At 57.4% G+C, this 19,459-nt stretch carries 22 protein-coding genes; 8 read left to right on the top strand and 14 right to left on the bottom strand.

All coding sequences use genetic code 11. The annotated features are described in order from the left end of the window. Nucleotides 1-94: 94 nt before the first annotated feature. On the bottom strand, nucleotides 95-568 hold the full coding sequence (bfr, locus tag BMY54_RS07120; protein WP_007916671.1) for a bacterioferritin: 474 nt from the start codon (nucleotides 566-568) through the stop codon (nucleotides 95-97). 201 nt (nucleotides 569-769) lie between these two features. Further along, the gene (locus BMY54_RS07115) at nucleotides 770-988 is read right to left on the bottom strand and encodes a bacterioferritin-associated ferredoxin (RefSeq protein ID WP_093430580.1); all 219 of its coding nucleotides are present in this window, start codon (nucleotides 986-988) and stop codon (nucleotides 770-772) included. A 314-nt stretch (nucleotides 989-1,302) separates the two neighbouring features. Between BMY54_RS07115 and BMY54_RS07110 the strand changes: the two genes are divergently transcribed. From BMY54_RS07110 to BMY54_RS07100, 3 genes are all read left to right on the top strand, one after another. Then, on the top strand, nucleotides 1,303-1,905 hold the full coding sequence (locus BMY54_RS07110; RefSeq protein WP_003227723.1) for a peroxiredoxin: 603 nt from the start codon (nucleotides 1,303-1,305) through the stop codon (nucleotides 1,903-1,905). Between the two features lie 215 nt (nucleotides 1,906-2,120). Further along, entirely contained in the window at nucleotides 2,121-2,591 is a 471-nt protein-coding gene (locus BMY54_RS07105) for a Panacea domain-containing protein (protein WP_093430579.1), read from the top strand. A 1-nt stretch (nucleotide 2,592) separates the two neighbouring features. After that, complete coding sequence (locus BMY54_RS07100; RefSeq protein ID WP_093430578.1) at nucleotides 2,593-3,006, top strand: hypothetical protein; 414 nt, start codon at nucleotides 2,593-2,595, stop codon at nucleotides 3,004-3,006. A 62-nt stretch (nucleotides 3,007-3,068) separates the two neighbouring features. On the opposite strand, the gene rnt is transcribed toward BMY54_RS07100, so the two are convergent. Further along, a complete protein-coding gene (gene rnt, locus BMY54_RS07095) occupies nucleotides 3,069-3,746 on the bottom strand; it encodes a ribonuclease T (RefSeq protein WP_007916667.1) in 678 nt (225 codons plus the stop codon). Beyond that, entirely contained in the window at nucleotides 3,743-4,789 is a 1,047-nt protein-coding gene (gene pyrC / locus BMY54_RS07090; protein ID WP_093430577.1) for a dihydroorotase, read from the bottom strand. Before pyrC ends, rnt begins: the two co-directional genes overlap by 4 nt. A gap of 160 nt (nucleotides 4,790-4,949) precedes the next feature. On the opposite strand from pyrC, the gene BMY54_RS07085 reads away from it, so the two are divergent. Next, a complete protein-coding gene (locus tag BMY54_RS07085) occupies nucleotides 4,950-5,858 on the top strand; it encodes a flagellar protein MotY (protein WP_093430576.1) in 909 nt (302 codons plus the stop codon). A gap of 129 nt (nucleotides 5,859-5,987) precedes the next feature. Beyond that, nucleotides 5,988-7,205 (top strand): argininosuccinate synthase, encoded by a 1,218-nt coding sequence (locus BMY54_RS07080; RefSeq protein ID WP_007916658.1) that lies wholly within the window; start codon nucleotides 5,988-5,990, stop codon nucleotides 7,203-7,205. Between the two features lie 133 nt (nucleotides 7,206-7,338). Here the strand turns inward: BMY54_RS07080 and BMY54_RS07075 are convergent, their stop codons facing one another. Next, the gene (locus tag BMY54_RS07075; RefSeq protein WP_093430575.1) at nucleotides 7,339-8,055 is read right to left on the bottom strand and encodes a hypothetical protein; all 717 of its coding nucleotides are present in this window, start codon (nucleotides 8,053-8,055) and stop codon (nucleotides 7,339-7,341) included. 511 nt (nucleotides 8,056-8,566) lie between these two features. Here BMY54_RS07075 and BMY54_RS07070 point away from each other — a divergent pair. Beyond that, a complete protein-coding gene (locus BMY54_RS07070; RefSeq protein ID WP_064119001.1) occupies nucleotides 8,567-9,193 on the top strand; it encodes a response regulator transcription factor in 627 nt (208 codons plus the stop codon). A gap of 89 nt (nucleotides 9,194-9,282) precedes the next feature. On the opposite strand, the gene BMY54_RS07065 is transcribed toward BMY54_RS07070, so the two are convergent. The 8 genes from BMY54_RS07065 to metG form a co-directional block, all read right to left on the bottom strand. Further along, on the bottom strand, nucleotides 9,283-9,459 hold the full coding sequence (locus BMY54_RS07065) for a PA3496 family putative envelope integrity protein (RefSeq protein ID WP_093430574.1): 177 nt from the start codon (nucleotides 9,457-9,459) through the stop codon (nucleotides 9,283-9,285). Nucleotides 9,460-9,565: 106 nt separating this feature from the next. Beyond that, entirely contained in the window at nucleotides 9,566-10,204 is a 639-nt protein-coding gene (nth, locus tag BMY54_RS07060) for an endonuclease III (protein WP_093430573.1), read from the bottom strand. After that, nucleotides 10,201-10,782 carry an Rnf-Nqr domain containing protein gene (locus BMY54_RS07055; protein WP_093430572.1) on the bottom strand — a complete coding sequence of 194 codons (582 nt, stop codon included), beginning with the start codon at nucleotides 10,780-10,782 and terminating at the stop codon, nucleotides 10,201-10,203. Before BMY54_RS07055 ends, nth begins: the two co-directional genes overlap by 4 nt. Next, complete coding sequence (locus BMY54_RS07050) at nucleotides 10,779-11,384, bottom strand: RnfABCDGE type electron transport complex subunit G (protein WP_093430571.1); 606 nt, start codon at nucleotides 11,382-11,384, stop codon at nucleotides 10,779-10,781. Before BMY54_RS07050 ends, BMY54_RS07055 begins: the two co-directional genes overlap by 4 nt. After that, nucleotides 11,381-12,364 carry an RnfABCDGE type electron transport complex subunit D gene (locus BMY54_RS07045; RefSeq protein ID WP_093430570.1) on the bottom strand — a complete coding sequence of 328 codons (984 nt, stop codon included), beginning with the start codon at nucleotides 12,362-12,364 and terminating at the stop codon, nucleotides 11,381-11,383. The genes BMY54_RS07050 and BMY54_RS07045 overlap by 4 nt, the downstream gene beginning before the upstream one ends. Beyond that, a complete protein-coding gene (gene rsxB, locus BMY54_RS07040) occupies nucleotides 12,351-13,559 on the bottom strand; it encodes an electron transport complex subunit RsxB (RefSeq protein WP_093430569.1) in 1,209 nt (402 codons plus the stop codon). The genes BMY54_RS07045 and rsxB overlap by 14 nt, the downstream gene beginning before the upstream one ends. Further along, the gene (locus BMY54_RS07035) at nucleotides 13,556-14,125 is read right to left on the bottom strand and encodes an electron transport complex protein RnfA (protein WP_093430568.1); all 570 of its coding nucleotides are present in this window, start codon (nucleotides 14,123-14,125) and stop codon (nucleotides 13,556-13,558) included. Before BMY54_RS07035 ends, rsxB begins: the two co-directional genes overlap by 4 nt. Nucleotides 14,126-14,256: 131 nt before the next feature. Next, the gene (gene metG / locus BMY54_RS07030; RefSeq protein WP_093430567.1) at nucleotides 14,257-16,308 is read right to left on the bottom strand and encodes a methionine--tRNA ligase; all 2,052 of its coding nucleotides are present in this window, start codon (nucleotides 16,306-16,308) and stop codon (nucleotides 14,257-14,259) included. A gap of 225 nt (nucleotides 16,309-16,533) precedes the next feature. Between metG and apbC the strand changes: the two genes are divergently transcribed. Continuing rightward, on the top strand, nucleotides 16,534-17,628 hold the full coding sequence (apbC, locus tag BMY54_RS07025; RefSeq protein WP_093430566.1) for an iron-sulfur cluster carrier protein ApbC: 1,095 nt from the start codon (nucleotides 16,534-16,536) through the stop codon (nucleotides 17,626-17,628). Nucleotides 17,629-17,793: 165 nt separating this feature from the next. Here the strand turns inward: apbC and BMY54_RS07020 are convergent, their stop codons facing one another. Further along, the gene (locus BMY54_RS07020; RefSeq protein WP_064391936.1) at nucleotides 17,794-18,552 is read right to left on the bottom strand and encodes an SDR family oxidoreductase; all 759 of its coding nucleotides are present in this window, start codon (nucleotides 18,550-18,552) and stop codon (nucleotides 17,794-17,796) included. A 163-nt stretch (nucleotides 18,553-18,715) separates the two neighbouring features. Between BMY54_RS07020 and BMY54_RS07015 the strand changes: the two genes are divergently transcribed. Beyond that, nucleotides 18,716-19,447, top strand: coding sequence for a HugZ family pyridoxamine 5'-phosphate oxidase (locus BMY54_RS07015; RefSeq protein WP_093430565.1), 732 nt, complete (start codon nucleotides 18,716-18,718; stop codon nucleotides 19,445-19,447). Nucleotides 19,448-19,459: the final 12 nt, after the last annotated feature.

The raw sequence follows: 19,459 nt of genomic DNA, 5'->3' as shown, positions 1-19,459 counted from the left end.
CGCCACTCGAAAGAGGGCGGGGCTTTTTAGTGGGTTCGAAAAGTTACTGCAAGTTGCCGGTGCAATCTGAAAAGATCGCAGCCTTCGGCAGCTCCTACTCTTCGCCCATCTGCGATTGCAGATAGTTCTCAAGACCGACTTTGTCGATCAGGCCCAGTTGGGTTTCCAGCCAGTCGATATGTTCTTCTTCGGATTCGAGAATGTCTTCGAGCAGTTCACGGCTGCCGAAATCGCCAACGGTTTCGCAATGGGCGATTGCGGTCTTCAGGTCAGCATGGCCGGTCTTCTCGATACGCAGGTCGCACTCCAGCATTTCCTTGGTGTGCTCGCCGATGTGCAGCTTGCCCAGGTCCTGCACGTTCGGCAGGCCTTCGAGGAACAGGATGCGCTTGATCAGCTTGTCTGCGTGTTTCATCTCGTCGATGGATTCTTTGTATTCGTGCTTGCCGAGCTTGTTCAGGCCCCAATCTTCATACATGCGTGCATGCAGGAAGTACTGATTGATCGCGACCAGCTCATTGGCAAGGATCTTGTTGAGATGCTGGATGACTGTAATGTCGCCTTTCATGATCGGAGTCCTGCCCTGTATTAGCTGTATATACGGCGGAGTTTGAGCTTCGTACTTATAAGTGTCAAACCTAAGTTATTGAATAATATATGAAAATTAATCGGAATAAGAATGTTTGTGTTCCGCGTCTGGGTGCTAAGCAGTTGATTTACAGGCATAAAAAAACCGGACATAAGTCCGGTTCTTTGAAATGGGGGGCAATCAAGCGGCGGTAAATTCTACGGGGTAGGGGATCGCAGCCTGAGCGGTTTGCAGCTTGGTCAGGGTTTCGCGAACGACTTCCTTGGCAAGGCACGCGCATTTGCCGCATTGGCTGGCGACGCCGGTGGCCTGGCGGACTTCTTTATAGCTGCAGCAACCTTCATAGATCGCATCGCGGATCTGTCCGTCGGTGACGCCAGTGCAGAGACAAACATACATAAGTGAGAACCGTCGCTGGTTGTGACTCAATTGCGATGGATCTTAATGTTAACGAGAATGATTGTCAAAGTGCTTTCGGAAGGCTTTTGCTGATTCTCAGCCGTGACTGACGAACGGTATTTGCTGGCGTTTTGCCTGGCCCCGTAAATGCGGCGCCGTTCTGCGCCTGCTTTGAAAAACCGTTAAGGACAGGCCAAATTCGCAGTGTATGATGGTCGGCCCTTGCGAAGGGGGTTCGTGTCACAGGGCTGTCGCCTGAGGGTGGCAGGCTGGCGCGGACCCTGAACTTCAAGTTTTTACACCAGGAGATATCAATGAGCGTACTCGTAGGCAAACAAGCCCCTGACTTCACCGTCCCGGCCGTACTCGGCAATGGCGAGATCGTTGACAGCTTCACCCTGTCCTCGGCCATCAAAGGCAAATACGGCCTGGTGTTCTTCTACCCACTGGACTTCACCTTCGTCTGCCCGTCCGAGCTGATCGCTCTGGACAACCGCATGGCCGACTTCAAGGCTCGCAATGTTGAAGTGATCGCTGTGTCGATCGACTCGCACTTCACTCACAACGCATGGCGCAACACCCCAGTGAACAATGGCGGCATCGGCCAGGTGAAATACACCATGGCTGCCGACATGAAGCACGACATCGCCAAGGCTTACGACGTTGAATCCGAAGGCGGCGTGGCTTTCCGTGGCGCGTTCCTGATCGACGACAAAGGCGTTGTCCGTTCGCAGATCATCAACGACCTGCCGCTGGGCCGTAACATGGAAGAGCTGATCCGTCTGGTCGACGCTCTGCAATTCCACGAAGAGCACGGCGAAGTCTGCCCTGCCAACTGGAAAAAAGGCGACAAAGGCATGAACGCTTCGCCAGAAGGCGTTGCGGCTTACCTGACCGAGAACGCTGCAGCCCTGTAAGGCGCAACGTCGAGGTACAAAAAACCGGCCCACGTGGCCGGTTTTTTATGCGGAGAATTAATTGAAACAGCCTCTCGGCATCATTTGTTTCAAATGTTCGGAAAAAATACTGGATGAGTGAACAGTGGCTGGATAGGGTTGTGCTCGAGCGATAACGGGGTACGAAGGCGACTGCCTTGTCCTGAATCGCGCCTCACTTCAGTAAGGACGGTGCAATGGATTGCATGATGCAGAAGGGGATTCAAATGCCGAGTAGCTTGGACGTTGCGGATTATTTCCTCTGCCTGGAAGGGCATGAGGGCGAGATATCCAACCTCAAGATTCAAAAAATGGTTTATTACGCTCAAGGGTTCAGTCTGGCCGTCCTTGGTGAGGCTCTCTTCCCTGAAAAGCTGGAGGCGTGGATGCACGGGCCGGTGGTTCCGGATCTGTATCGAAGATTCAGCCAATTTGGATCGAGTGCCATTCCTCCTCCAAGTGATTTCAATCCAGATCTTTTCAGTGCCAAACAACAAAGTCTGCTCAACGAAGTATTCGACGTTTATGGCCAGTTTTCGGCGTGGAAACTACGTCAGTTGACGCATGAAGAAGCCCCTTGGCGTAGAAACTTCAAGGAAGGGGAGTTCAGCCGAGAAATTCCCGCCTGTGAGATGGAGGAGTATTTCCGGGAGCATTTGGTGAACTGAAATGGCCAAGTTCAAACGCAGGGAGCGCGATGCGGCAATTACAGTAACGGCACGGACGTCCACTATCGAAATAGATTCATCGGAAGCGCGACCTCCGGTTTTCTCATTTGAGTATTTGCAGAATGGCTGGTGCATTCAAGATTGCGAGGCCGTCGAACGGTCGAAAATGCTTGAGCGTCTGAGGATTCTGGGAAGAATGCCGTGGAGAGAATTGCGCAGAGAGCATAGGCATCGATATGGCTGTGAAACAATTGAGAGAAACAGTCTGAAAGTGGGAATTCCTGCTTTTTTGACAGGTGATGTCAGATTGCTTGTGTTTCGGGCTTTTGAACGTGTAGCGATGGTGGGATACAAGAGCCATCGGATTTTTTATGTCGTGTGGATTGATCGAGAATTTAAGCTCTATAAGCATTAAACAAAAAAACCGGCCCACGTGGCCGGTTTTTTTATGCGCGGGATTCACCCGACAACCATCAATCAGTCGTCGAAGTCTTCCCAGCCGCCCATCTGCTTCCAGCGGTTGACGATGCCGCAGAACAGCTCAGCGGTTTTCTCGGTGTCATAACGCGCCGAGTGCGCCTCACGACCGTCGAAATCGATGTCGGCGGCCTGGCAGGCTTTCGCCAGTACGGTTTGACCGTATGCCAGACCAGCCAGCGTCGCGGTGTCGAAGCTGGAGAATGGGTGGAACGGGTTGCGTTTCATGTCCAGACGCGCAACGGCTGCGTTCAGGAAGCCAAGGTCGAAGCTGCTGTTGTGCCCGACCAGAATCGCGCGCTTGCAGCCATTGGCCTTCAGCGCCTTGCGAATGCCACGGAAGATGTCGGTCAGCGCGGTTTCTTCGCTGACAGCCATGCGCAGTGGATGGTCCAGCTTGATTCCGGTGAACTCCAGCGCTGCTGCTTCGATGTTGGCGCCTTCGAAAGGCTCAACACGGAAGAAGTAGGTGTGATCCGGGTATACAAAACCCTTTTCATCCATGGCGATGGTGGTCGCAGCAATCTCCAGCAACGCATCGGTGGCCGAGTTGAAGCCGCCGGTTTCTACGTCAACGACAACCGGCAGGTAGCCGCGAAAGCGTGCTGCCATCGGGTGACGGGAACCGCCACCACCACTTTGACCGTCCAGTTCGTCGTCGAAATGGTCTTCACTCACGCGTGTTCCTCCAGCAGGCGCCAGCGCAGTTTTTCACCGGCGCGCAGCGGGATAACGGTCAGCTCGCCAAACGGCAGGCTGGTCGGGGCGGTCCATTCTTCACGAACCAGGGTGATGCGATCGGTGTTCGCCGGCAGGCCGTAGAAACGCGGGCCGTTGAGGCTGGCGAAGGCTTCGAGTTTGTCCAGCGCATTACGCTGTTCGAAGGCTTCGGCGTACATCTCGATGGCGGCGTACGCGGTGTAGCAGCCGGCACAGCCGCAAGCGGCTTCCTTGGCGTGCTGGGCGTGCGGCGCCGAGTCGGTGCCGAGGAAGAACTTCGCGCTGCCACTGGTGGCGGCGTCGAGGAGGGCTTCCTGGTGCGTATTGCGCTTGAGGATCGGCAGGCAATAGAAGTGCGGCCGAATCCCGCCCACCAACATATGGTTGCGGTTGTACAGCAGGTGATGCGCGGTGATGGTCGCGCCAACGTTGGCCGAAGCCTCGTTGACGAACTGCACGGCGTCGCCGGTGGTGATGTGTTCGAACACCACTTTCAGCGTCGGGAAGCGCTCGACCACGCGGCGCATGTGCTCGTCGATGAAGATCTTTTCGCGGTCGAACACGTCGACATCGCCACGGGTGACTTCACCGTGGATCAGCAACGGCATGCCGACTTCGGCCATGGCTTCCAGTGCCGGGAAGATCTTGTCGATGCTGGTTACCCCGGAATCGGAGTTGGTGGTCGCGCCGGCCGGGTACAGCTTGGCTGCGTGCACAAAACCACTCGCCTTGGCTTCACGAATTTCTTCGGGCTGGGTGCGGTCGGTGAGGTACAGCACCATCAGCGGTTCGAAGCGACTGCCGGCCGGGCGGGCAGCGAGAATCCGCTGGCGATAGCCGTCGGCTTCAGCGGCGTTGCGCACCGGTGGTACCAGGTTGGGCATGATGATGGCGCGGCCAAAAGTGCGCGCAACATCGGCAACGGTATTGGTCAACACGGCACCATCGCGAAGATGAATGTGCCAGTCGTCGGGACGCAGCAGGGTCAGGCGGTCGGACATGAGGGGATTCCAGGCGGGTCAAACTGAGGCGAATGCTACCGGAAAAGACTCTTGCAGGCACTCGCTATCAAGTTTTGCCGGAACCTTCCGATATCCCGTAGGTATGCCGTAAACATAGTGTGAATCGGTCTTTGTGTTTCAGAAGCCAATGGAGCCTCCCGTGCGCCAGCGTTATTTAGCCTTGCTCAGTGTGTTTGCCAGCCTTCCGGCGATGGCGCTCACGTACCAGACCCGTCTGGAGAACATTGAGTGGACGGTCGCCGGCGACAAGTTCGAATGTCGTCTGACCCAACCGATCACTGATTTCGGCTCGGGTGAGTTCGTGCGCAAGGCCGGCGAGCAGGCGATATTCCGTCTGAACGCCTACAACGCCATGCTCGGCGGCGGCTCTGCAACGTTGCTGGCAGCGGCTGCGCCTTGGCAGCCGGGCCGTGGTGACATCAATCTGGGTTCTGTAAGGCTCGGCAGCGGCAACGTCTTGTTCAGCAGTTCGCAGTCCCAGGCCGGCGGTTTGATCAGCGGCCTGCTGGACGGGCGCAGCCCGGTCGTACGGCGTGCTTCAGGCGATGGCCGTGTCTCTGAAGTACGCCTGTTGCCGGTCAAGTTCAGCAAAGCCTTCAACGATTACCAGACATGTGTGGCGAAATTGCTGCCGCAGAATTTCGACCAGATCAAACAGTCGCAGATTGGCTTCCCCGGCGAAGGCGTTGACCTGGATCCTGCCGCTAAAGCCAAGCTGCAAGTGATGCTCGAATACATGAAGGCCGATCCGACGGTCAATCACATCGAACTCGACGGCCATTCCGACAACAGCGGTAATCGCCTGACCAACCGTGAACTGTCGCGCCGCCGCGCGCTGGCGGTGGTCGACTTCTTCAAGGCCAACGGCATTCAGGAATCGCAGATCACCGTGCGTTTCCATGGCGAGCAATATCCCATTGTGCCGAACACCAACGCGGCCAATCGCGCGAAGAACCGTCGGGTCAATGTCAAACTGGCGCGCGTGGCGCCGGTCGTGGCTCCGGCACCGCAAGCGAGCACGCCAGCCAATACTGCGGCGACTTCCTGACCCGCCGGTCATCGTCGCGCTCTCGACAGATTCTGTCGCTTTGTCGTCTTAAGCTGTCGCGCCTCTGTAAATTATCGCGTTTGGGCGGTAGACTCCTCGGCTTTCCGTAGAACCCCGTGGAGTGATGGCATGGCGGACGTAAACAAGGTCGTTCTGGCGTATTCCGGCGGCCTGGACACTTCGGTGATCCTCAAGTGGCTGCAGGATACTTATAACTGTGAAGTGGTGACCTTCACCGCTGATCTCGGTCAAGGCGAAGAGGTCGAGCCGGCCCGCGCCAAGGCTCAGGCCATGGGCGTCAAAGAAATCTACATCGACGACCTGCGCGAAGAGTTCGTGCGTGATTTCGTGTTCCCGATGTTCCGCGCCAACACCGTTTACGAAGGCGAGTACCTGCTGGGTACTTCCATCGCGCGTCCGCTGATCGCCAAACGTCTGATCGAAATCGCCAACGAAACCGGCGCTGACGCCATTTCCCATGGCGCCACCGGCAAGGGTAACGACCAGGTGCGTTTCGAACTGGGTGCCTACGCGCTTAAGCCAGGCGTGAAAGTGATCGCGCCTTGGCGCGAGTGGGACCTGCTGTCCCGCGAGAAGCTGATGGACTACGCCGAGAAGCACGCGATCCCGATCGAGCGTCACGGCAAGAAGAAGTCCCCGTACTCGATGGACGCCAACCTGCTGCACATCTCCTATGAAGGCGGCGTGCTGGAAGACACCTGGACCGAGCACGAAGAAGACATGTGGAAATGGACCGTCTCCCCGGAGAACGCTCCTGACAAAGCGCAATACCTGGAACTGACCTACCGCAACGGCGACATCGTTGCACTGGACGGCGTCGAAATGACTCCGGCCACCGTGCTGGCGACGCTGAACAAGATCGGTGGCGCTCACGGTATCGGCCGTCTCGACATTGTCGAAAACCGTTACGTCGGCATGAAGTCCCGTGGCTGCTACGAAACCCCGGGCGGCACCATCATGCTGCGCGCTCACCGCGCCATCGAATCGATCACCCTGGACCGCGAAGTCGCTCACCTCAAAGACGAGCTGATGCCGAAATACGCCAGCCTGATCTACACCGGTTACTGGTGGAGCCCAGAGCGTCTGATGCTGCAGCAGATGATCGACGCTTCGCAGGTCAACGTGAACGGCGTTGTGCGCCTGAAGTTGTACAAAGGCAACGTGATCGTTACCGGCCGCAAGTCCGACGATTCGCTGTTCGATTCCAACATCGCGACCTTCGAAGAAGACGGCGGTGCTTACAACCAGGCTGATGCCGCGGGCTTCATCAAGCTCAACGCGCTGCGCATGCGCATTGCTGCCAACAAGGGCCGCAAGCTGTTCTAAGCGTTCTGGTCTGAAGCGTAATGAAAAGGGCGGCCTTGTCATCGAGACAAGGCCGCCCTTTTTGCATGATTCTTTGTTTGCGTCTGATTGAAGCCTGTTCCTGATCTTGGCATCTGTGGCTACGACTCATCTTTCATGCCCGTCCCAGCAGCGTTACCGCCTGTGCGCAAAGGTTATAAACAATACAAATCGTTTTGCCTGAGCCTTTCCTGACGTGCCTGATCTTCAGCAATGAATGCTGCGTCAGTAAAACATCCGATACATGATTGGAAAGAAACACCACCACCCGGGGAGTTTTCCGGTCCAGGTTCCGGATGTTTTCCAGAATCGTGGCTAACTCTCTCGATGCATCGACACCCCGAACGTCGATGAGGTGCAGGTCACTGACCCACGCGGGCAACTGAATGTTGTGCTGAACAATCAGGTTCGGTTTTGAGTTGATGGCCGATGGCGGGTCAGGCGCGTTGTGGACTTTGCACGCGTCCTTGCATTCGGTTGGGCCTGACTCGCTGGGCACGATACAACTTGATAGTCCAAATGCCCCTTGTGTGGCTGGCTCCAAGGGCGGTGTATTTCGTTTGTTCTCGCGATCGTTGTTATCGATTACTTTAAGAAAGTTTTTGTCCTTGCCGAAGTCCGAGGGTGAGTAGAGGGAGCGGTAGTTAAAGTTTAAAGTTATAAAAAATAGAAACAGCAAGTAGAACGGAAAGCTGATCAGAAACCATACGTAGATCTCTCTGTCCTTGTTGTCTAGAAAAGGCAGCGAAATGGCGGCTGATGTTTCCGAAATGGCTGCAAATATGGCAATTACCGTCATTGGGTTAGTGATTTTGTTTTTTATTTTCAGCATGCTTGTACTCTTGTGTTTGATCTGTCTCGTTGGTGGTAAGTATGTGTGGATTGAGTAGCTTGGTAGTCGGCTTTCAAATACTTGTATTTATAGCAAAAGTATTGTGTTAGGTATAAATATCTTGTTTCAAGTGTTTATAGCGGGTTTGAAGTTGTGAGGTTGGTGTGTCGGCTGTTGCATGGTGTTTCGGGTTGATAATCAAAGTTCTCGGCCGAGCGCAGATTTGCACGTGCCATGGCCGTTCGGGCATAGTGAAACTCAGCGACAAGGCATGATTTCTGTGTCGTTAGTCGTAGTCTGTAACAAGTTAGAAGCGAAATATTTCCGTGAGTGGAGGAGGAAATAACGTCGGATGTTTACTGGGGGTAGCGGCTTTTTGTAGGAATAGTCCGCAATGACTGTAGGGTATGTCTCTCGATGCAGGTGCGTGTTAACACTGGCATGCCATAGAGCAAGTGACTGGGCTATTGTGCGTGTTCTAAAAATTCGAACAGCGAAACTGGACTTGCCCATGAATAAAGTGCTGATCGTGGATGATCACCCTGTCATTCGTCTTGCGGTACGTATGCTGATGGAACGTCATGGCTACGAAGTCATCGCAGAAACTGATAACGGTGTGGATGCGTTACAACTTGCTCGAGAACAAATGCCGGATATTGTCATTCTGGATATTGGAATACCAAAGCTTGATGGTCTGGAAGTTATCGCGCGCCTGACTACGACGGCCATGCCTATTAAAGTTCTGGTGTTGACCTCCCAGGCTCCCGGGCACTTTTCAATGCGCTGTATGCAGTCGGGAGCGGCCGGCTATGTCTGTAAACAACAGGACCTGACCGAGTTGCTCAGTGCGATCAAGGCGGTATTGTCGGGCTATAGTTATTTTCCCAATCAGGCTTTGCATACAGTCCGCACCAGTCTGGGCAATGCCAGTGAAGCCGACATGGTGGATCGTCTGTCCGGTCGGGAAATGATGGTGTTGCAGCAGTTGGCGCGAGGCAAGACAAACAAGGAAATTGCCGATGGCATGTTTTTGAGCAACAAAACCGTAAGCACCTACAAGACGCGCTTGTTGTTGAAGCTCAATGCGCGATCCCTGGTTGATCTGATCGAGTTGGCGCAGCGTAATGGTCTGGTCTGAATGTATCGATGGCTGACAGGGTGATGGGCCGGTCGAACTCAGCTAGCCGCAGAAAGTGAAAAGCCTCCATTTCGGGAGGCTTTCAAATATCAGTCATCAAAATCGTAATCGGCCAATTGCTTTTGCAGTCGGCGCTCCTCAAGCAGGTTATCGATCGTACGGCGCTTGCTGAGATTGGTCTTGGCGACTTCGACCACAGGTTCGGTGTCCTCAGTTTCCGCAGCGATATCATCATCTACATCAAGTGGCTCTTTGTCGCTACTCATCAGCTAACTCCCGGCTAAGAATGCCTTTGGCGCTCCTTATATCGATATTCCTGCGGCGGGTAAAAAAGATTTTTTCAATCGACTTATCAATTATTCCAATAGCCGGTCAATCGTCCGAAGTTTTGTCCTTGTACTCGCACAGGTCTTCGATCCGGCAACTGCCGCAGCGTGGCTTGCGGGCCAGACACACATAACGGCCATGAAGTATCAGCCAGTGATGGGAGTCGAGAAGGAATTCTTTGGGTACAAACTTCATCAGCTTCTTTTCCACTTCGACCACGTTTTTACCCGGTGCAATGCCGGTGCGGTTGCTGACCCGAAAGATATGAGTGTCGACGGCCATGGTCAGTTGGCGGAAAGCCGTGTTGAGTACGACGTTGGCGGTCTTGCGGCCCACTCCCGGCAGGGCTTCGAGCTCTTCACGGGTTTGCGGGACTTCGCTGCCATGGCGTTCGACCAGCAAGCGGCAGGTTTCGATGACGTTCTTGGCCTTGCTGTTGTAGAGGCCGATCGTCTTGATGTATTCGGATAGCCCCTCGACGCCCAAAGCGTGGATCGCCGCTGGCGTGTTGGCAACCGGGAACAGCTTTGCCGTGGCCTTGTTGACGCCGACGTCTGTCGATTGCGCCGAAAGAATCACCGCGATCAACAACTCGAACGGCGAGGAGTAGGCCAGTTCGGTCTTCGGTTCCGGGTTGTCTTCGTGCAGGCGGCGGAAAATCTCCAGGCGTTTTACTGCATTCATGAGCGATGTGTTTCCTTGGATATCGAGTTCGGGCGAACTATCGCCTGACGCGCCGCCAGCAGCAGCGCCAACAAAATAAAAGCACCGGGGATCAACGTGATCAGGTGCAGCCCTTCGCCAAATACAACAAGACCTGGCCAGTGTTCGAACAGTCCCCGGCCGAGACTGCCGTGACCGACGAGTTCACGCAGCCCGGCGAGCCCGAGCAGCAATCCGCCGAACATGCCGCAGAGTTTGAGCCGCTCGATCCACGACTGCCGCCAGAAACCGTTGTGCTCCAGCACCACGCATTGCAAGGCGATCAGGCCGACATAGAGGCCGAAGGTTTGCTGCCAGGGCAGAAACCAGCGTTGCGCCAAAAGATCTGCGCAACTGGTGAGGGTCGCGGCGAGCAACACGCTGGCGAGCAACACGCTTTTTTCTGTGAGCCGTGGTCGCAAAGCAGCCATGCACAGGCCATACAAGCCTGCGACAGTAACGAACATCAATAATGTCCCCACACCACCTGCCAGTGAGTCACTGGTGCCAAGCAGCAATGTCAGCATCAAAGTGTTCGAGAGAACTGCTGATCGGTTCATGTTCCGCTCCCCAGCAGCGCGGCCCGATGTTCATCGAAGTAGCGCAGGGCATCATGGATCGCGCTGATGGCTGCGCGCGAGGTGATGGTCGCGCCAGCTATTTGATCAAATTGTCCCTGATCCTTTTTCAGCGCCCATCCCGCATCTGTCGGCTCCTTGCTCGATGTGCCGATAAACGACTGTAGCCAGGTATTCGGCCAGTCACCCAAGTGCCCGCCGAGTCCTGGCGTTTCGCTTTGTTTAAGGGTTTTTACACCGAGCAATTTGCCGTTGGTATCGATGGCGATCAACAGTTCGATGGCGCCCGCATAACCCTGGGTCTGACTGTGTAGCAAGATTGCGACGGTCTGGCCGCGTTTGGTCGCGCGATAGCCACCCGTCAAGGTGCTATGGCTCAAGTTCAAGTCTGCCAAGGCCAAAGGCTGCTCGAGCGGTTGATTGTCGTAGGCATCGAGTGGAAGCAAATCCAGCAGTTTGCGGCTTTCGATCCAGTGCTGCTCGCTGGCAATTTGCGCTGCAGTACTACGGTATACAACATAAGTCACAGCGACGCCGATGACCGCCAACAGCAGCACAATAGACGCGCTGGCCGTGCGATTCATGGGCGCACCTCTGACTGGCGGCTCGCGGCAAATCGCTCCAGCGCAGGCACGCAAAGATTCATCAGCAGCACTGCGAACGCCACGCCATCCGGGTATCCACCCCAGGTTCGAATCACGTAAGTCAGCAGCCCGACACTGCCTCCGAACAGCAGACGGGCAAGCGCGCTCTTAGCGCCAGAGACCGGTTCAGTGATGATAAAGAACGCCCCCAGCATGGTCGCGCCACTGAGCAGGTGAAACAGCGGTGACCCATGCGAGTCCGACCCGGAACCGTTCCAGCACACCAGACTGATGACAAACAGGCTGACGAGCATGCCCACTGGCGCATGCCAACTGAACACGCGGCGCTGCAGCAGAAACACCCCACCGGCGAGGAACGCCAGATTCACCCATTCCACACCGTGTCCGCCCCATCGACCGAAGCCTGGATTGCTGGTGAACAACTCGTCCATGGTCAGGCTTTTATTGATGCGCAGGCTGTCCAGTACGGTGGCCTGGACCCAAGCATCCGGCGCCTGACCTGCGCCGAACACTTGTTGAAACGTTGCCGTCAGATCCAGGCCATGAGCCGGCCAATGGGTCATCGGTTGCGGGAACATCACCATGGCCAGGGCAAACCCGAGCATTGCCGGATTGAACGGGTTTTTGCCGACGCCGCCGTACACGTGCTTGCCGAACAGCAGACCCGCAGCCATGGCCGTTACCGTCAGCCACCAGGGGCAATAAGGTGGGAGGGCAGCAGCCAGCAATGTCGCACTGACCAGCGCGCTGCCGTCGCTCAGCGCAGGCTGCAGGGGCTGTCGACGCAGGTGCAGGACCGCTGCTTCGACAATCAATGCTGTGGTGGCCGCCAGAATCAGATTGATCAACATCCCCCAACCGTACAGCCAGAACAGTGCGAGCAGCCCCGGCAAAGCGGCCAGCAGCACCAACTTCATTGCCTGTTGCAGGCGATTGTCCGGTGCCTCAAGGGGCAACATGATCTTGCACCTGGCGCTCGGCGTCTTGCAGACGGGCGCGGGCCTTGGCGAGGATTTCGGTGGGCGTGTCGGCGCGCCGTTCGAGTTTGTTGAGGTCGGCGCGGGCGTAGGCCAATTCGGTTTTCAACTGGCGAAGCTGGCTGTCGACCGGGCGTTTTTCGACGCGCACCAGGTCAGGCAACGGCTGATCGCTTGTAGCTTCGGCGGCGTGCAGGGCCTGTTCGGCATCGCGCAGTGCTTGTTCCAGCGCGGCGATCTGTTCGGGCGCCGCTTCGGCGGTTTGGGCTTTTTTCAGTTCGGCACGACGCATTGCCAACTGGATTTTTGCCCGTTTCAAGTCGGCATCTTTCGCCGAGGCCGTGACTGCCGGGGCAGGCGGGGCGCTGCTTTCAAGTTTCGCCAAGGCCTCCTCAGCCGCTTCGAACTGCTGCTGCAACACGATCAATTGTGCCTGCTGCTCGAACGTCGGTGGATGACCGAAGGCTTTTAACGATTTGTGCAATTGCGCGCGGCTCATCGCTACATCGATTTTGGCTTTCTTCAGCGCCGCGTCAACGGTGGCGGCTTTCTGCGCACGCACGCGTTCCAGTGCTGCCTGCACCGGATCGGTGGCGGTCACTTGAGGCTGCGCCGCCCGTTTCGCCCGCGCTTCACGCTCAGCCTGTTTCTGTTGTTCTTCGCGGTGCAAGCGCTCGTTTCGGCGCTCGAAGCGTTGACGCGCGTGATCGCGTTTGGCCGCGCGCGCGCGCTGCTCGTCGAGACTGACGGCGAGGCCGCCCACCACCGGCAACGTGCCCGGCGACAATGGATGCATTTCGATGCAATCCACCGGGCACGGTGCGACACACAGATCGCAACCAGTGCACTCGTCGACGATGACCGTGTGCATCAGTTTCGCCGCGCCGACGATCGCGTCGATCGGGCAGGCCTGAATGCACTTGGTGCAGCCAATGCATTCGGCTTCACGGATAAACGCCACTTGCGGCGGTGCCGAGCCGCGACTGATGTCCAGTTCCAGCACCGGCACTTTCAACAGTTCAGCCAGCGCCGCGATGGTTTCGTCACCGCCCGGCGGGCACTTGTTGATCGGCTCGCCCTCGGCGATGCCTTGTGCGTACGGTTTGCATCCGGGATGACCGCACTTGCCGCATTGGGTCTGCGGCAGGAGGGCATCGATGCGTTGAATCAGACTCATGTTTTGATCAGTCCACTGAATCCGAGAAAAATCACTGCGATCAGTCCGGCGCCGATCAGATCAATCGGCAGGCCACGAAAGGGCAGGGGAATATCGTTGTCGGCCGTGCGCTCGCGCAAATCGCTGAAGAGGCCCAGCACCAGCCAGAAACCCAGCCCGGCGCCAAGACTTAGCGCTATTGCCTGCGGCAGGCCTTGATCGTTTTGCGCGTTGATCAGTGCCAGCCCGAGCACTCCGGCATTGCCCAGCAACAATGGCCATAGCCCGTCGAAAGGCAGACCGGGAAAGCCGCCGGACAACAGTTTCAGCAGCGGTGCGATCAGCAACACACTCAATGGCAGAAACACGAACAGCCGCAGGGCTTCAAGATGAAGCGGCACCAGTAGCCAATGCCAGATCACGTAACCGGTTATGCCCACAACCAGCATCAGGCACAACGTCGCCAGTCCCAGCGCATGCACCTGGCGACGACTGCCCGCCAGCAGCGGATCGACGCCCAGGGGCCAGTGCAACACGAAGTTGTTAAGCAGCGCAGCACTGATAAGCGTAAGCACGAGTTCGGTCATGGTTCTGCCAGAGAAACGGGCGGCTATCTCATAAGGTTAGGCATTATCCGGCAGCCACGCAGGGTGGGCCAGATATGAAAAATCCCACCGGCATGCGGGGCACGCCGGTGGGATCGATTTGTTGCAGAGCCTTACTTGATGCGTTGACCCGGCTTGGCGCCGCTGTCCGGGCTCAGCAGGTAGATTTCTTCACCGCCAGGACCGGCGGCCATCACCATGCCTTCGGAGATGCCGAACTTCATTTTCCGTGGCTTGAGGTTGGCGATCATCATGGTCAGGCGCCCGTCGAGTTTCGACGGATCCGGGTACGCGCTCTTGATCCCGGAGAACACGTTGCGTTGCTCGTCACCGATGTCCAGGGTCAGGCGCAGCAGCTTGTCAGCACCTTCGACGTGTTCGGCTTTGACGATCAGTGCGACGCGCAGGTCGATCGCGGCAAAGGCGTCGAAGTCGATTTCCGGCGACAGCGGATCCTTGGCCAGTTCGCCGTTGCCGGCCGGGGCGGCGGCGCCAGTGTCGGTCTGGCTGGCGGTCAGGTCTTCTTTCGAGGCGTCGCTCATGGCTTGCACTTTTACCGGGTCGATGCGGGTCATCAACGGTTTGAATTCGTTCAACTGATGATTGGCCAGCAGCGTGGTGTGGTCGTTCCAGGTCAGCGGGGCGACGTTGAGGAACGCCTCGGCATCGGCGGCCAGCAACGGCAACACCGGTTTGAGGAAGATCACCAGTTGGCGGAACAGGTTGATGCCGGTGGCGCAGATCGCCTGGACTTCATCCTGCTTGCCTTCCTGTTTATTCAACGACCACGGGGCCTTGTCGGCGATCCAGGCATTGGCGCGGTCAGCCAGGGCCATGGTTTCACGCATGGCGCGGGCGAAGTCGCGGGCTTCATAAGCATCGGCAATGCTTGGCGCTGCAGCGAGGAAAGCCTCGGTCAGCTCTGGTGCAGCGTTTTGGTCGACCAGCAGGCCAGCGTTGCCTTTTTGAATGAAACCGGCGCATCGGCTGGCGATGTTGACCACTTTGCCGACCAGATCGGAGTTGACCTTCTGCACGAAGTCTTCGAGGTTCAGGTCGAGGTCATCGACGCCACGGCCCAGCTTGGCCGCGTAGTAGTAGCGCAGGTATTCCGGCGACAGGTGATCCAGATACGTACGGGCCTTGATGAAGGTGCCGCGCGACTTGGACATTTTCTGGCCGTTGACGGTCAGGTAGCCGTGCACGTTGATGCCGGTCGGCTTGCGGTAGCCGGCGCCTTCAAGCATCGCTGGCCAGAACAGCGCGTGGAAGTTGACGATGTCCTTGCCGATGAAGTGGTACAGCTCGGCGGTGGAATCCTTGGCCCAGAACGCGTCGAAATCCAGATCCGGCGTGCGGTCGCAAAGGTTCTTGAAGCTGGCCATGTAACCGATCGGCGCGTCCAGCCACACGTAGAAATACTTGCCCGGCTCACCCGGAATCTCGAAACCGAAGTACGGCGCATCGCGGGAGATGTCCCACTGCTGCAGGCCGGCGTCCAGCCATTCGGCGATCTTGTTGGCCACGGCGTCTTGCAGTGTGCCGCTGCGGGTCCAGGTCTGCAGCATTTGCTGAAAGTCTGGCAGTTTGAAGAAGAAATGCTGGGAATCCTTGAGCACCGGCGTGGCGCCGGAGATCGCCGACTTCGGATCCTTCAGATCGGTTGGAGCGTAGGTTGCACCGCATTTTTCGCAGTTGTCGCCGTACTGGTCTTCAGTGCCGCATTTCGGGCAGGTGCCCTTGATGAAGCGGTCGGCCAGGAACATTTTCTTTTCCGGGTCGAAATACTGGGTGATCGAGCGCTGGGCAATGTGCCCGGCGTCACGCAGCTTGATGTAGATCTGGCTCGACAGCTCACGGTTTTCTTCGGCGTGAGTAGAGTGGAAGTTGTCGAAATCGACCAGGAACTCGGCAAAGTCGGCGCTGTGTTCAGCCTGTACATTGGCGATCAGTTGTTCCGGGGTGATGCCTTCCTTTTCCGCGCGCAGCATGATCGCCGAACCGTGGGCGTCGTCGGCGCAGACATAAATGCACTGGTTGCCGCGATGCTTCTGGAAGCGCACCCACATATCGGTCTGGATATATTCCAGCATATGGCCAAGGTGAATCGAACCGTTGGCGTAGGGCAGGGCGCTGGTGACGAGGATCTTGCGTGGTTCGGACATGTGGGGCTTCGCTACTTGATGAAACGGAGGTCGGCCACTATAAAGCGCTGGCGCATATTTTTCACCCTGTGCGCCTGTTTCATTGGATGAGCAGACGGAAAAAATCCCAGCCTGCGGCAGCTCCTGCAGATGTACGTCGATCTCCTGCAGGAGCTGCCGAAGGCTGCGATCTTTTTCAGGTACGATACCCGGCATCTATTCCCAGTCTTGTTATCGGAGTTGCCCATGAGCGCCGTCACTCGCGCAGCGGTGGAAGCCGTCCTCAGCCAATACACCGACCCTTACCTGAACCAGGATCCGGTCAGCGCCGGTTGCGTGAAGCACATCGAGATCGTCGGTGACCGCGTCAACGTGCAGCTGGAAATCGGATACGCCGCCGGTCTGTTCAAGAGCGGCTGGGCGCAATTGCTGCAACTGGCCATCGAAAACCTCGACGGCGTGGTAATCGCCAAGGTCGAGGTCAACACGGTGATTGCCGCGCACAAGGCCCAGGCGCAGATTCCCGGGCTGGCCAACGTCAAGAACGTGGTCGCCGTGGCATCCGGCAAGGGCGGTGTGGGCAAGTCGACCACCGCCGCCAACCTCGCCCTGGCCCTGGCCCGTGAAGGCGCCAAGGTCGGCATTCTCGACGCCGATATCTACGGCCCGAGCCAAGGCATCATGTTCGGCATTCCCGAGCGCACCCGCCCGGAGGTCAAGGATCAGAAGTGGTTTGTGCCGCTCAAGGCGCACGGCGTGGAAGTCATGTCGATGGCGTTCCTGACCGACGACAACACGCCGATGGTCTGGCGTGGGCCGATGGTTTCCGGGGCGTTGCTGCAATTGGTCACGCAAACCGCGTGGGGCGATCTGGATTATCTGGTCATCGACATGCCGCCCGGCACCGGCGATATCCAGCTGACCCTGGCGCAGAAAGTCCCGGTGGCTGGCGCGGTAATCGTCACCACACCACAGGATCTGGCTTTGCTCGACGCGCGCAAAGGCGTGGAAATGTTCCGCAAGGTCAACATTCCGGTGCTGGGCGTGGTGGAAAACATGGCCGTGCACATCTGCTCGAACTGCGGGCATGCCGAGCATCTGTTCGGTGAGGGCGGTGGTGAGAAGCTGGCGACTCAGTACGGCGTCGAACTGCTGGCTTCGCTGCCGCTGTCGATGCTGATTCGCGAGCAGGCCGATGGCGGCAAGCCAACGGTGATTGCTGAGCCGGACAGCCAGATTGCCATGGTCTATCAGGAACTGGCCCGCCATGTCGGCGCGCGGATTGTGTTGCAGGAAGCGGCTACCCCGGCGATGCCGAACATCACCATCAGCGACGATTAAATCTATCTGTAAACGCCGGGCAAAACTGTGGGAGCGACGGTGCGACGATTCGACCTGCTCGCGAAAGCGGAGTGTCATTCAACTCATTAGTTGGCTGATCCACCGCATTCGCGAGCAGGTCGAATCGTCGCACCGTCGCTCCCACATTTGGTTTTGTAGTGGGGGTTAGATGCGCAGCCCGCCATCCATCTCCAGAATCCGCCCGGTGTAGTAGTCGTTTTCGAAGATGTACGCCGCCGAATGGGCGATCTCTTCCGGCTTGCCCATGCGCTTGAGCGGGATCCCCGAAGTCATCTTCTCCAGCGCTTCCGGCTTCATGCCCAGGGTCATCTCGGTTTCGATGAAGCCCGGCGCGATACCCGCCACACGAATGCCATAACGCGCCAGCTCTTTGGCCCAAGTCACCGTGGCTGCTGCCACGCCAGCTTTGGCCGCCGAATAGTTGGTCTGGCCAACGTTGCCCGCACGCGAGATCGACGAGATATTGATGATCGCGCCGCTGGTCTTCAGCTCAACCATTTTTGCCGCCACTTCACGGGTGCAGAGGAACACGCCGGTCAGGTTGACGTCGATGACGGCCTGCCACTGTGCCAGGCTCATCTTGGTCATTTCGCCGTCCTTGACCTTGAGCAGCAGGCCATCACGGAGGATCCCGGCGTTGTTGATCAGGCCGTGGATCGCGCCGAAGTCGGCGGCGACCTGGGCGACCATGTGCTCGACCTGCTCTTCATTGGCCACGTTGCACAGATAGCTGCGCGCCTCGACGCCCTTGGCTTTGCAGGCCGCGACCGCGTCGTCGAGTTTTTCCTGATTGAGGTCGACCAACGCGAGCTTGGCGCCTTTGCCGGCGAAATACTCGGCCATCGAACGGCCCAAACCCTGGCAACCGCCGGTGATAATGATTACTTTGTCGTTGAGTTGCATTCGCATGCCCCGATAGCAGTCTGAGTCGTTTTTGTTTTCAGCGACTCCCGATCTGCACCGGCCGTGGCTGGGTTGCACATGAGAGTTGCCCGCCGGCGTGACTGGGACTTGATCCCGGGCGCCTGTCCGTTTTTTCGACGGATTCTATTTAAGGAGTCATAAATTGAGCGTTGAAGTGGCGAAGAATGCCCGAGAATTGCTTCTCAAGGAATACCGTGGAGTGCTGTCGACCCACTCCAAATCGATGCCCGGTTTTCCTTTTGGCTCCGTGGTGCCGTACTGCCTGGACGAGCAGGGCCGGCCGCTGATCCTGATCAGCCGCATCGCCCAGCACACCCACAACCTCCAAAAAGACCCGAAATGCTCGATGCTCGTCGGCGAGCGCGAGGCAGATGATGTGCAAGCCGTTGGTCGCCTGACCTATCTGGCGGAGGCGCAAAAGCTCGAAGACGTTGCCGCGATCGAAGCCGCCGCCGAGCGTTACTACCGTTATTTCCCCGATTCGCAGAACTATCACAAGGCCCATGATTTTGACTTCTGGGTGCTGAACCCGGTACGTCACCGCTACATCGGCGGTTTCGGCGCGATTCACTGGGTCGACCAACTGACCCTGGCCAATCCGTTTGCCGGCAAGGCTGAAATCAGCATGGTCGAACACATGAACAGCGACCACGCCAAAGCCATCGCGCACTACGTCGACCTGGCCGGTCTGCCGAAAACCGTGCCGGCGCAACTGGCCGGGATCGACACCGAGGGCATGCACCTGCGCATCGGTCAGGCGTTGTTCTGGCTGCCGTTCCCGGCACCTTGTAATACGCCGACACAAGTGCGCGAAGCCTTGGTTTCTCTGGCTCACGCCGAGGTCTGGCCAAAAAATGAGGTGGCTGGTGCTTGAATTCACGAAAGG

Origin of the sequence: Pseudomonas sp. ok266 (assembly GCF_900110195.1) — a bacterium.
GTDB classification, from domain to species: Bacteria; Pseudomonadota; Gammaproteobacteria; order Pseudomonadales; family Pseudomonadaceae; genus Aquipseudomonas; species Aquipseudomonas neuropathica.
This window is presented reverse-complemented; position numbering and strand designations above follow the sequence as displayed.

Excerpts from the sequence above, each read along its gene's own strand:
- BMY54_RS07110 (WP_003227723.1), top strand. The coding sequence starts at position 1,303 with ATGAGCGTACTCGTAGGCAAACAAGCCCCTGACTTCACCGTCCCGGCC.
- BMY54_RS07105 (WP_093430579.1), top strand. The coding sequence starts at position 2,121 with ATGGATTGCATGATGCAGAAGGGGATTCAAATGCCGAGTAGCTTGGAC.
- BMY54_RS07065 (WP_093430574.1), bottom strand. The coding sequence starts at position 9,459 with ATGAGTAGCGACAAAGAGCCACTTGATGTAGATGATGATATCGCTGCG.
- BMY54_RS07045 (WP_093430570.1), bottom strand. The coding sequence starts at position 12,364 with ATGTTGCCCCTTGAGGCACCGGACAATCGCCTGCAACAGGCAATGAAG.
- pyrC (WP_093430577.1), bottom strand. The coding sequence starts at position 4,789 with ATGTCCGACCGCCTGACCCTGCTGCGTCCCGACGACTGGCACATTCAT.
- BMY54_RS07035 (WP_093430568.1), bottom strand. The coding sequence starts at position 14,125 with ATGACCGAACTCGTGCTTACGCTTATCAGTGCTGCGCTGCTTAACAAC.
- BMY54_RS07080 (WP_007916658.1), top strand. The coding sequence starts at position 5,988 with ATGGCGGACGTAAACAAGGTCGTTCTGGCGTATTCCGGCGGCCTGGAC.
- BMY54_RS07115 (WP_093430580.1), bottom strand. The coding sequence starts at position 988 with ATGTATGTTTGTCTCTGCACTGGCGTCACCGACGGACAGATCCGCGAT.
- BMY54_RS07055 (WP_093430572.1), bottom strand. The coding sequence starts at position 10,782 with ATGAACCGATCAGCAGTTCTCTCGAACACTTTGATGCTGACATTGCTG.
- BMY54_RS07070 (WP_064119001.1), top strand. The coding sequence starts at position 8,567 with ATGAATAAAGTGCTGATCGTGGATGATCACCCTGTCATTCGTCTTGCG.
- bfr (WP_007916671.1), bottom strand. The coding sequence starts at position 568 with ATGAAAGGCGACATTACAGTCATCCAGCATCTCAACAAGATCCTTGCC.
- BMY54_RS07050 (WP_093430571.1), bottom strand. The coding sequence starts at position 11,384 with ATGAATCGCACGGCCAGCGCGTCTATTGTGCTGCTGTTGGCGGTCATC.
- rsxB (WP_093430569.1), bottom strand. The coding sequence starts at position 13,559 with ATGAGTCTGATTCAACGCATCGATGCCCTCCTGCCGCAGACCCAATGC.
- BMY54_RS07075 (WP_093430575.1), bottom strand. The coding sequence starts at position 8,055 with ATGCTGAAAATAAAAAACAAAATCACTAACCCAATGACGGTAATTGCC.
- metG (WP_093430567.1), bottom strand. The coding sequence starts at position 16,308 with ATGTCCGAACCACGCAAGATCCTCGTCACCAGCGCCCTGCCCTACGCC.
- nth (WP_093430573.1), bottom strand. The coding sequence starts at position 10,204 with ATGAATGCAGTAAAACGCCTGGAGATTTTCCGCCGCCTGCACGAAGAC.
- apbC (WP_093430566.1), top strand. The coding sequence starts at position 16,534 with ATGAGCGCCGTCACTCGCGCAGCGGTGGAAGCCGTCCTCAGCCAATAC.
- BMY54_RS07020 (WP_064391936.1), bottom strand. The coding sequence starts at position 18,552 with ATGCAACTCAACGACAAAGTAATCATTATCACCGGCGGTTGCCAGGGT.
- BMY54_RS07100 (WP_093430578.1), top strand. The coding sequence starts at position 2,593 with ATGGCCAAGTTCAAACGCAGGGAGCGCGATGCGGCAATTACAGTAACG.